Raw genomic sequence first — 11,953 nt, 5'->3', positions numbered from 1 at the left:
GTTAACCACAATAGAGTGCACCCCGTCTCGATTTTTACACTGTAAATCATCAACATTTTTTATTCATTACACATGAACCAACATCGTGACAAATGTTTCATTGTTGGCAATGTGGACGGGAGTCAATATGGACAGCAGTAAACGGCTATTTCTCCAGCAACTCGGCGTCCTGACCGCTGGCGCCTCGCTGGTTCCGCTGGCTGAAGCGAAATTTCCTTTTTCGCCGGAGCGGCATGAAGGCTCTCCCCGACACCGTTACGCCATGCTTATCGACCTGCGGCGTTGTATCGGCTGTCAGTCCTGTACCGTAAGTTGCACTATTGAAAACCAAACGCCGCAGGGCGCATTTCGTACGATGGTGAACCAATACCAGGTCCAGCGTGAAGGTAGTCAGGAAGTCACGAATGTGCTATTGCCGCGTCTGTGCAACCATTGCGATAACCCCCCCTGTGTGCCGGTCTGCCCGGTACAAGCCACCTTTCAGCGGGAAGACGGCATTGTGGTGGTGGATAACAAACGCTGCGTCGGCTGCGCCTATTGTGTCCAGGCGTGTCCTTACGACGCTCGATTTATCAATCATGAAACGCAAACTGCCGATAAATGCACGTTTTGCGTCCATCGTCTGGAAGCCGGGCTGTTACCCGCTTGCGTAGAGTCCTGCGTCGGCGGTGCGCGTATTATTGGCGATATCAAAGATCCCCATAGCCGCATCTCCACCATGCTTCATCAACATCGCGACGCTATCAAGGTATTAAAGCCGGAAAACGGCACGTCGCCCCATGTTTTCTATCTGGGTCTGGACGACGCCTTTGTCACCCCATTAATGGGCCGTGCGCAGCCCGCGCTTTGGCAGGAGGTCTGAATGACGCATTCACTCATCATTGAAGAAGTGCTGGCTCACCCGCAGGACATTAGCTGGCTGCCGTGGGCGGTACAATATTTCTTTTTTATTGGCATTGCCGCCTGCGCCGCACTGTTTGCCTGTTATCTTCACTGGCGGAAAAAAGACGCCGCAACAGAAGAAAATCGGGCATTACTGATTGCCATTACCTGTGCGATTACCGCACCGCTGGCGTTGACGGCGGATCTGCACCAGACCGCCCGCGTCTGGCATTTCTATGCCTGGCCGACGCCCTGGTCGTGGATGCCCTGGGGAGCGTTGTTCCTGCCGCTGTTTACCGGATTTCTCGCTCTGTGGTTCCTGGCGCAGCAAATAAAACGATTATTCAATAAAAGTTACAACGTCACTAAATGGTTGGCGTTAGCCAGCGCGCTTTGCGCGGTGGGCCTGTTGATTTATACCGGCCGCGAAGTCTCCGTTGTGCTGGCGCGCCCAATCTGGTTTAGCTACGCCTTCCCCGTGGCGATGTTTCTTAGCGCCTTACAGGCGTTCTTCGCGCTGATGATTGTCGCCGCCCGACGCGACTCGGTAAGGCTGCCAAAAATATTGTGGGGACAAATCTGGACGCTGGCGGCGCTGGGGCTGGTCGTGGCCATGTGGGTCAGCGGCGATACGCTTTCCGGCACGGCAATCCGTCAGTGGATTTCCGTCGCCCTGTCAGCCAAATATTACGCTGTCGGCTGGCTAGCGCTGTGGGTATTCACGCTGCTGTTCTGTAGCCTGGCGCTACGTCATCCATTATCGCAGCTAAGACGCGTCCTGCTGGTTCTGAGCGCGCTGGCGCTATGTTGGCTGATGCGCTGGACATTGTTGATTCAGGTACAAACCGTACCCAAGTTCAACGCGCAATTTAACCCTTACTCGTTACCAGGCGGAACGGATGGCTGGCTGGCTATTCTCGGCACCTTCGGCCTGTGGATAGCGCTACTGATTATTATTCGTGAAACGCTGAACGGACTCACCAGGAGATTACAACATGGCTAATTTAACCCGTCGTCAGTGGCTAAAAGTCGGTCTCGCCGTCGGTGGGATGGTCACTTTTGGTCTGAGCTACCGTGATGTGGCGAAACGCGCAATTGATGGCCTGTTAAACGGGACGTCCGGCAAGGTAACGCGCGACCGCATCTTTGGCAATGCGTTAATTCCGGAGGCGCAGGCGCAAACGCACTGGCAGCAAAATCCACAACAAACCATCGCCATGACGCAATGCTTCGGTTGTTGGACACAGTGCGGTATCCGCGCCCGGGTTAATGCCGATGGCAAAGTGATACGCATCGCCGGCAATCCCTATCACCCCTTGTCGCAGGAACACCCGATTGACTCGTCCGTCCCTTTTAGCGAAGCCATGGAGCAACTGGCGGGAGAAAGCGGTCTTGACGCCCGCTCAACCGCCTGCGCGCGCGGCGCCACGCTGCTGGAAAGCCTGTACAGTCCGCTGCGACTGCTTGAACCGATGAAACGCGTGGGTAAACGCGGCGAAGGGAAATGGCAGCGCATCAGCTTTGAGCAGCTTATTGAAGAGGTCGTGGAAGGCGGCGATCTGTTTGGTGAAGGTCATGTGGACGGACTGCGCGCGATTCATGCGCCGGATACGCCAATTGACGCAAAGCACCCCAGTTTCGGGCCCAAAACCAATCAGTTACTGGTCACGAATACCAGCGACGAAGGCCGCGATGCGTTTCTGCGTCGTTTTGCGCTAAATAGCTTCGGCAGCAAAAATTTCGGCGCGCATGGCGCCTACTGTGGACTTGCTTACCGGGCCGGCTCCGGGGCGCTGATGGGCGATCTGGATAAAAACCCGCATGTCAAACCCGACTGGGAAAACGTGGAGTTTGCGCTCTTTATGGGCACCTCCCCGGCACAGTCCGGCAATCCGTTTAAACGCCAGGCGCGTCAGTTGGCGAGCGCCCGGCTGCGTGAGAATTTTCAATACGTCGTGGTCGCCCCTGCCCTGCCCTTATCAACGGTGCTCGCCGATCCTCGCGGTCGCTGGCAACCGGTCATGCCCGGCAGCGATTCGGCGCTGGCAATGGGGATGATCCGCTGGATCATGGATAATCAACGTTATAATGCTGATTATCTGGCGATTCCCGGCGTACAAGCGATGCAGCAGGCCGGCGAGCAAAGTTGGACCAACGCCACGCACCTGGTCATTGCGGATGAACTGCCGACGCTTGCCGGACAACACCTGACGCTGCGCCATCTTACGCCCGATGGCGAAGAGACCCCCGTCGTGCTGAATACCGACGGCGAGTTGGTCGATGCGTCCACTTGCCGACAGGCACGGCTTTTCGTGACGCAGTACGTTACGCTCGCCGACGGCCAACGGGTCACGGTGAAGAGCGGGTTGCAACGCCTGAAAGAGGCGGCAGAAAAGCTCTCGTTGGCGCAATACAGCGAACAGTGCGGCGTGCCGGAAGCGCAAATTATCGCGCTGGCGGAAACCTTTACCGGTCACGGACGTAAAGCCGCGGTCATCAGTCACGGCGGCATGATGGCCGGCAATGGGTTTTATAACGCCTGGTCGGTCATGATGCTTAACGCGCTGATCGGCAACCTCAGCTTGTCCGGCGGCGTCTTTGTCGGCGGCGGCAAATTCAACGGCGTTAGCGACGGCCCCCGCTACAACATGAACAGTTTTGCCGGAAAAGTGAAACCGTCCGGGTTAAGTATTGCCCGTAGCAAAACCGCTTATGAAGCATCGGAAGAATACCGCGACAAAATTGCCGGCGGGCAATCCCCTTATCCAGCCAAAGCGCCGTGGTATCCCTTTGTGGCAGGCCAGCTTACCGAACTGTTGACCTCCGCGCTCGAAGGCTATCCTTATCCGCTTAAAGCCTGGATTTCCAATATGAGCAACCCGTTTTACGGTGTTCCCGGTCTACGCGCCGTGGCGGAAGAAAAGCTAAAAGACCCTCGCCGACTGCCGCTCTTTATCGCGATTGACGCCTTTATGAATGAAACGACGGCGCTGGCGGATTACATTGTGCCGGATACGCACAATTTTGAGAGCTGGGGCTTTACGGCGCCCTGGGGCGGCGTAGCCAGTAAAGCCACTACCGCCCGCTGGCCGGTTGTCGCCCCCGCCACTCACCGAACGGCGGACGGGCAACCTGTCTCAATGGAAGCATTTTGTATTGCGGTAGCAAAACGGCTCCATCTGCCCGGCTTCGGCGACCGGGCGATAACCGATCCGCAGGGCAATACTTTTCCACTGAACCGGGCGGAAGACTTCTATCTGCGCGTAGCCGCTAATATCGCCTTTATGGGCAAGACGCCGGTCGCGCTGGCAAATCAGGAAGATATTTCGCTTACCGGCGTCAGCCGCATTCTGCCAGCAATTCAGCACACGCTTAAAGCTGATGAGGTTGGTCGCGTGGCGTTTATCTACTCGCGTGGCGGCCGGTTTGCGCCCGAGGATAGCGGCTATACGGAGCAACGGTTAGGTAACGCGTGGAAAAAACCCTTACAGATCTGGAATGCAGATGTCGCCGCCCACCGTCACGCCATCACCGGGGAGCGCTTCAGCGGTTGCCCGGTCTGGTATCCGGCGCGTTTGTCAGATGGTCGTGCGATTGACGACCAGTTTCCCATTGGACAGTGGCCGCTGAAACTGATTTCATTTAAATCAAACACCATGTCCAGCTCAACAGCCGTCATCCCGCGCTTACACCATGTGAAGCCAGCAAACCTGGTGGCGCTGAATCCGCAAGACGGCGAACGTTATGGACTGCAACATGGCGATCGGGTACGGATCATTACGCCGGGTGGTCAGGTCGTGGCGCAAATCAGTTTGTTAAATGGCGTGATGCCAGGCGTCATCGCCATCGAACACGGATATGGTCACCGCGAGATGGGCGCAACGCAGCACTCTCTGGATGGCGTGCCTATGCCGTATGATCCACAAATCAGGGCAGGCATAAATCTTAACGATCTGGGCTTTGCCGATCCGACAAGAACCATTACCAATACCTGGCTCGACTGGGTTTCTGGCGCGGCAGTACGTCAGGGGCTGCCGGCAAAAATCGAGCGTATATAACCCCAGGGCCGGAGAGCGATATCGTCTTATTTCGTCGAGGGTAGCGACTGATAAGCGAACGCTGTCCGGCTGCATATACTCACTGAATCGTGCAAGCCCAACTATTTTACGTTCACCCCGCCATATTACATAGAAAATATATGACAACACTCACAAAACTATTTTCCCCTTCTGTAAGCAATTAATATTTAACACATTGGCTGCGCTTCTGATTATTGACATTCATTTGGGGTTACTTCCGGTTGACCGCATAATCTGTGATTGAATTCACCGCATGACAACATTGCCATAAATACAATTCAACTCACTACCCGGAGGCAATATGTTTAAAGAAGAAAGACGTCATGCCATCATTAATTTACTGATAAAGGATAATAGTGTTAGCGTCAGTAAACTTTCAGACCTTTATAAGGTTAGCCAGGAGACTATTCGTTCCGATCTACGCTATTTCCAGAAATCAGGTATGCTTCAGCGTTGCTATGGCGGAGGGATTTTAAACCGTGACGCGCTGAGTAAGCTTATCACTGAAAATAAGATTGATATCTCCAGCACTATCGCCACGCCAATCCATCAGGATGCAAAACTGCGCCGGGAAAACACAAAAAAAACAGGCAAGGTGTGTGTTTTAGGCTCATTCAATATTGATGTTTCAGCAACCGTGCCGTGGTTTCCACAAAGCGGAGAATCCATTCTGGCCAGTCAATTTGGATTCTATCCTGGCGGTAAAGGAGCCAACCAGGCTTTAGCGGCAAACAATGCCGGCGCTGCGGCACATTTTATTTTTAAAGTGGGCAAAGATCAGTTCAGCGCATTTGCTATGAATCATATTATTCAATCAGGCATCACCTCATACAGCGCGTATCGAACAGATAAAGCGCCCACCGGTAGCGCATTGATCTATGTCTCCGCCGTGGATGGCGATAATATTATCGCCATCTACCCTGGCGCCAATATGATGCTCACCACGCAAGAGATTAACGAGCAACACCGTTATATCGCCGAGTCTGACGTTATGTTAATGCAGCTCGAAACGAACATTGAAGCGTTGACTGAATTTATTCGCCTGGGAAAACAAGAAAATAAAATGATCATGCTGAATCCTGCCCCCTATACGAAACAGGTGACGCATTTATTATCTGATATTGACATCATCACGCCGAATGAAACTGAAGCCTCTTTTTTATCCGGCGTAACCATTACTGATATTAATGATGCGAAAAAAGCCGGAAATATTATTCTGCAATCCGGGGTGAAAAAAGTCATCATTACCCTTGGCGCCCGTGGTTCTCTGCTCTGTGAGCACGCCCGCACATTGTATATTCCTGCGTGGAGCGCCGTGGTAAAAGATGCCGCCGGGGCCGGTGACGCTTTTAATGGCGCCTTAGCCGCCGCGCTGGCGCGACAAGCAGACATGGTCGCAGCCATTCAATATGCCTCCGCTTTCGCTTCTCTGGCGGTGGAACAAGTCGGTGCGTCGAGTATGCCTCAGCACTTGCAGGTTTTACATCGAATGCGTACCCAATCTAATAAAGTCATTCACATTAATTAACAGGTGACATAATGAAAATTTTATTTATTGGCGAATCCTGGCACATTCATATGATTCACTCTAAAGGTTTTGATAGCTTTACATCGAGCAAATATGAAGAAGGCGCAGACTATTTATTATCCTGCTTACGCCAGAGTAATATCGATGTGGACTACATGCCTGCCCATATTGTGCAAACTCGTTTTCCACAAACCGCCGAAGCATTAGCCTGCTATGATGCGATCGTCATCAGTGATATCGGTAGCAATACGTTCCTGCTACAAAACAGAACGTTTTATAATATGGACATTATTCCTGATGCATTACAACTTATCGCCGATTATGTTGCTGAGGGCGGCGGTCTGTTGATGATCGGCGGGTATTTATCCTTTACGGGAATAGAAGCAAAAGCCAATTATAAAAATACGGTTCTGGCGGAGGTATTGCCGGTTGATATGCTGGATGTAGATGACCGCGTAGAACTACCGCAAGGATGTAAAGCAGTAAATACTGCGGTAGAACATGTTATTACCCAGCCATTTAGCGAATGGCCGCCGCTATTGGGCTATAACAAGCTTATCGCCAAAGAAAATAGTCAGGTCCTTGCTGAAATTAATGGCGATCCACTGTTAGTTATGGGTACTTACCATAAAGGGAAAGTATGTTGCTTTGCCAGTGATTGTTCGCCGCACTGGGGAAGCCCGCAGTTTCTGCAATGGGAACATTACGCCACCTTCTGGTGTAATCTTTTACACACAATAAAAAAATAATATTACCCAGGCGAATATAAATTTCGCCTGCCCTGCCACACACTGAGTCATTAAGAATATGAATGATACTTATCTCTATGGCGAAATGTTTTCTGAAAACATATTGACAAGCTATCGGATTTATGGAGACAGAAAATCATTACTCACGCCGCTCATTATCCTTCACGGCGGCCCTTCTGGCGGCTTTGATTATTTATTAAATTATCGCCATCTGGCTGATGACGGGCGCATGGTAATATTTTACGATCAATATGGCTGCGGTCGTTCAACGCATTTTCCTCATGCCGACGCGTCTTTCTGGACTATTGCGCGTTATCTCCGTCAATTAACCCAATTAATTCATCACCTGGGTATTGGGCACGGGTATTCGATACTGGGACATTCCTGGGGCGGAATGCTTGCCGCAGAGCACGCCTGCTTACAGCCTGCCGGGCTTCGCGGGACGATACTGGCCAGTTCGCCGGCCAGTATCGCCCTGTGGCAACAGGAAGCCATACGGCTCTTTAACGCTCTGACGCCAATGTCCGATGACGATATCAAAAACGTCATTATGCCCGCCGTCATTTATCAAAACCCACCGGAACAGCTGGTCGCTTATTATGCCAGACACGTTTATACCCTCGCGGAAGAAGCCGTTCATGTTCAGCGATCTAATGCGCAGTTCGCCGCCGACCCTACGGGTTATCACATTTTATGGGGAACCAATGAACTGGCGGCAAATGGCAAACTTGCCGACTGGGATATTACGCCCCATTTGTGCCAGATACGCTGTCCTGTTCTGGTACTGCGCGGCGAAAACGATCAGGCAACCGAGCGCGTCGTCTCTCCGCTTCTCTCTCACATTTCAGACTGCCGCGCGGTCACTATTCCCGGCAGCAGCCATAACCCGCATGAAGAAAATATCGCGCCCTGCCTCGCAGCGGTAAGCGCGTTTTTACGCGATCTGGCATAAAAAGCCATTAAGGTATTTATCATGAAAAAAGTCAAAAAATTGTCTCTTACCGATTTAGTGCTTTATGGTCTGGTGTTTATGGTGCCTATCGCGCCAGTCTCTCTTTATGGCGTCGTTTATAATCTTTCGCACGGTATGGTTGCGCTGGTTTATATTATTGGCGCGATCGCGATGTTTTTTACCGCGTACAGCTACTCTACCTTATCGCAGCATATCTCCTCGTCGGGTTCGGCCTATGCGTATGCTGGCGTATGCATTAATCCCGCCGTAGGGTTTCTGACCGGATGGATATTACTGCTGGATTATCTTTTGTTCCCTACGCTCGTAGCTGTGCTGGGCGGTGTCGCGGTCCACGCTATTTTACCGCAAATCCCTGTCTGGGTCTGGCCGTTGATTTATGTGGCTATTGGCACCGGAGTCAACTATCTCGGGATACAGCAAACGGCGAAATTCGATAAGTTACTGGTCTTTATTCAACTCGGTATTCTGGCGATTTTCGTGCTACTCATTGTCCGTCTGATGATGCTGGACAGTAGTCAGATAACGCTTTCCTTCCGGCCTTTTTTCAATTCACAGTGGTTCACTCCTGGGCTCATCGCGACGGCGATTTCGGTGGCGGCGCTGAACTTTCTCGGCTTTGACGCTATCAGTACATTAAGTGAAGAAAGCGAAGGCGGGGGACGCGCCGTCAGTAAAGCAACGCTGTTGGCGTTAGTTTTGGCGACGGTACTGTTTATTATCGTTGTGGCGTTTGCGGCGTTCGCCACCGGTAATGTCGACCGCTTCGCGGAAGGTAATGCGACGAATGAAGCATTTTTCACCATTGCCGGCAACGTTGGCGGTATCTGGCTCAAAGTGGCGTTTTCCATCATTGTGGCGTTTGTGTGCGCCGTCGGCAACATTATTACCGCGCAAACGGCGGTGTCCAGAGTGCTATTTTCAATGGGGCGCGACCGAATGTTGCCCGCCTTCCTCGCTCACGTCCATACCACGCGTAAAACGCCGGATTATGCCATTCTGTTTACCGGCGGCGTCACCCTGCTGCTCAGCTACCTGTTTTCCGGCAAGATTGAATCTATCTCCACGCTGGTGAACTTTGGCGCGCTTTTCGCTTTTTTTGTCGTGAACCTATGTGTGTTTATCCTGTTCAATTTCCGGATGAAAGCCCAGCGGCGCATTTTCGCCCATGTCATTTCGCCGATCATGGGGATGATCGTCATCGGCTACGTCTGTTTAAACATGAACATTCACGCTCTGATACTCGGAATTAGCTGGGCGGCGATCGGGATAGCGATACTGTGCTACCGAAAAGCACACAACCAAAACATCGCCATCGACCTGGAAGGCAAAAAGTTGCTCGATTGACATTATGCGCAACAACACCTGCTGTTGCGCAACGCCGCCCCTGTTCGGGCGGCGTCATCGCCAGCGACATCGTAAACAGCGTAATAACAAACCGTTGTGGATCTGCACAGATGTCTTTTGAAACAGGGTTTTCATTTTCCTTTTTTGTAAATTTCAGCGTATAATGCGCGCCAATTGTCTCTTGAATGGTTTCAGCGCATTGGACTGTAAAACTCAACGACTAAAATTATCCCCTTCCCGTTGGGCTGAAACGCGAGCACACATTCCTCTGCACGCTCTTTCGATGTCACCTATCCTTAGAGCGAGGCATCATCACTTTAGCAACACAGGCTTAGCTTCCGGGCCGTGCGCGCCCGAAGCCAGATTTCCATATCCTCCTCAACTTAAAGACTAAGACTGTCATGAAAAAGACGAAAATTGTTTGTACTATCGGTCCGAAAACCGAATCCGAAGAGATGTTAAGCAAAATGCTGGACGCGGGCATGAACGTGATGCGTCTGAACTTCTCTCATGGCGATTATGCAGAACACGGTCAGCGTATCCAGAACTTGCGCAACGTGATGAGCAAAACTGGTAAAAAAGCCGCTATTCTGCTTGATACTAAAGGACCAGAAATCCGCACCATTAAACTGGAAGGCGGTAACGACGTTTCGCTGAAAGCGGGTCAAACCTTCACTTTTACCACCGACAAATCCGTGGTCGGTAATAATGAAATCGTTGCCGTCACCTATGAAGGCTTCACCAGCGACCTGAGCGTTGGCAACACCGTCCTGGTTGACGATGGTCTGATCGGTATGGAAGTGACCGCCATCGAAGGCAATAAAGTAATTTGTAAGGTGCTGAACAACGGCGATCTGGGCGAGAACAAAGGCGTTAACCTGCCGGGCGTTTCTATTGCTCTGCCGGCGCTGGCTGAAAAAGACAAACAGGACCTGATCTTCGGTTGCGAACAGGGCGTTGACTTTGTTGCAGCGTCCTTTATCCGTAAACGTTCTGACGTTGTCGAAATTCGCGAGCATCTGAAAGCCCACGGCGGCGAAAACATCCAGATTATCTCTAAGATCGAAAACCAGGAAGGCCTGAACAACTTCGATGAAATTCTCGAAGCTTCCGACGGCATCATGGTTGCGCGTGGCGACCTGGGCGTAGAAATCCCGGTTGAAGAAGTGATTTTTGCGCAGAAAATGATGATCGAAAAATGTATCCGCGCACGTAAAGTCGTGATCACCGCGACTCAGATGCTGGATTCTATGATCAAAAACCCGCGTCCGACCCGTGCAGAAGCAGGCGACGTTGCGAACGCCATCCTCGACGGTACGGATGCGGTTATGCTGTCCGGCGAATCCGCAAAAGGGAAATACCCGCTGGAAGCCGTTTCTATCATGGCGACCATCTGCGAACGTACCGACCGTGTCATGAATAGCCGTCTGGACTACAACAACGACAGCCGTAAACTGCGCATTACGGAAGCGGTATGCCGCGGTGCGGTAGAAACCGCCGAAAAACTGGAAGCGCCGCTGATCGTGGTAGCGACCCAGGGCGGTAAATCCGCTCGCGCCGTGCGTAAATACTTCCCGGACGCCACCATCCTGGCATTGACCACCAATGAAGTGACCGCCCGTCAGTTAGTACTGAGCAAAGGCGTGGTATCGCAGCTGGTGAAAGAAATCAATTCTACTGATGATTTCTACCGTCTGGGCAAAGATGTCGCCCTGCAAAGCGGCCTCGCCCAGAAAGGTGACGTCGTAGTGATGGTCTCCGGCGCGCTGGTTCCAAGCGGCACCACTAACACCGCCTCTGTTCACGTACTGTAATAATTGTTGTGTGAATTAATTTGTTTAAAAAAGCGCCCTTCCGGCGCTTTTTTTATTTAATCGATAGCCACTATTAATAAAAAAATCAAATCGGATTTTACTATCTAATTGCGGATTATCTAAGAAGAATCCGATGGAAGCCCCCTGTTTTCTTTCGGTTTTTTAGGGACTTTCATGCATTTCGATGCTTCTTTGAGCGAACGATCAAAAATAAGTGCATTCCCATCAAAAAAATATTCTCAACATAAAAAAGTTTGTGTAATACTTGTAACGCTACATGGAGATTAACTCAATCTAGAGGGTATTAATAATGAATCGTACTAAACTGGTACTGGGCGCGGTAATCCTGGGTTCTACTCTGCTGGCTGGTTGCTCCAGCAACGCTAAAATCGATCAGCTGTCTTCTGACGTTCAGACTCTGAACGCTAAAGTTGACCAGCTGAGCAACGACGTGAACGCAATGCGTTCCGACGTTCAGGCTGCTAAAGACGACGCAGCTCGCGCTAACCAGCGTCTGGACAACCAGGCTACTAAATACCGTAAGTAATAGTACCTGCGTAATAAAAATGGCGCACGATGTGCGC

The 11,953-nt window shown here is 51.5% G+C and carries 10 protein-coding genes; all 10 read left to right on the top strand.

Going from position 1 to position 11,953, the window contains the following annotated elements; translation table 11 throughout:
• Nucleotides 1–127: 127 nt before the first annotated feature.
• The 10 genes from ttrB to lpp all read left to right on the top strand — a co-directional run bounded on the left by ttrB (nucleotide 128) and on the right by lpp (nucleotide 11,916).
• Entirely contained in the window at nucleotides 128–862 is a 735-nt protein-coding gene (gene ttrB, locus OLG56_RS10080; RefSeq protein ID WP_061377352.1) for a tetrathionate reductase subunit TtrB, read from the top strand.
• Nucleotides 863–1,885: a tetrathionate reductase subunit TtrC gene (gene ttrC, locus OLG56_RS10075; protein WP_023136723.1), complete on the top strand. Its 1,023-nt coding sequence runs from the start codon at nucleotides 863–865 to the stop codon at nucleotides 1,883–1,885.
• Nucleotides 1,878–4,940, top strand: coding sequence for a tetrathionate reductase subunit TtrA (gene ttrA, locus OLG56_RS10070; RefSeq protein ID WP_061377353.1), 3,063 nt, complete (start codon nucleotides 1,878–1,880; stop codon nucleotides 4,938–4,940). Before ttrC ends, ttrA begins: the two co-directional genes overlap by 8 nt.
• A gap of 322 nt (nucleotides 4,941–5,262) precedes the next feature.
• Nucleotides 5,263–6,489, top strand: coding sequence for a PfkB family carbohydrate kinase (locus OLG56_RS10065; protein WP_061377354.1), 1,227 nt, complete (start codon nucleotides 5,263–5,265; stop codon nucleotides 6,487–6,489).
• 11 nt (nucleotides 6,490–6,500) lie between these two features.
• On the top strand, nucleotides 6,501–7,238 hold the full coding sequence (locus OLG56_RS10060; protein WP_000697194.1) for a glutamine amidotransferase: 738 nt from the start codon (nucleotides 6,501–6,503) through the stop codon (nucleotides 7,236–7,238).
• A gap of 58 nt (nucleotides 7,239–7,296) precedes the next feature.
• The gene (locus OLG56_RS10055) at nucleotides 7,297–8,190 is read left to right on the top strand and encodes a proline iminopeptidase-family hydrolase (RefSeq protein WP_023203446.1); all 894 of its coding nucleotides are present in this window, start codon (nucleotides 7,297–7,299) and stop codon (nucleotides 8,188–8,190) included.
• A 21-nt stretch (nucleotides 8,191–8,211) separates the two neighbouring features.
• Nucleotides 8,212–9,555 (top strand): APC family permease, encoded by a 1,344-nt coding sequence (locus OLG56_RS10050; RefSeq protein WP_000756094.1) that lies wholly within the window; start codon nucleotides 8,212–8,214, stop codon nucleotides 9,553–9,555.
• A 163-nt stretch (nucleotides 9,556–9,718) separates the two neighbouring features.
• On the top strand, nucleotides 9,719–9,949 hold the full coding sequence (ynhH, locus tag OLG56_RS22305) for a protein YnhH (RefSeq protein ID WP_418143684.1): 231 nt from the start codon (nucleotides 9,719–9,721) through the stop codon (nucleotides 9,947–9,949).
• A 7-nt stretch (nucleotides 9,950–9,956) separates the two neighbouring features.
• On the top strand, nucleotides 9,957–11,369 hold the full coding sequence (gene pykF / locus OLG56_RS10045) for a pyruvate kinase PykF (protein WP_000751447.1): 1,413 nt from the start codon (nucleotides 9,957–9,959) through the stop codon (nucleotides 11,367–11,369).
• A 310-nt stretch (nucleotides 11,370–11,679) separates the two neighbouring features.
• Nucleotides 11,680–11,916 (top strand): murein lipoprotein Lpp, encoded by a 237-nt coding sequence (gene lpp / locus OLG56_RS10040; RefSeq protein ID WP_001082307.1) that lies wholly within the window; start codon nucleotides 11,680–11,682, stop codon nucleotides 11,914–11,916.
• Nucleotides 11,917–11,953: the final 37 nt, after the last annotated feature.

Origin of the sequence: Salmonella sp. 2018103, assembly GCF_026247685.1 — a bacterium.
GTDB lineage: Bacteria > Pseudomonadota > Gammaproteobacteria > Enterobacterales > Enterobacteriaceae > Salmonella > Salmonella enterica.
The sequence above is the reverse complement of the archived record's forward strand: the minus strand, read 5'-3'. Positions and strand labels throughout refer to the sequence as shown.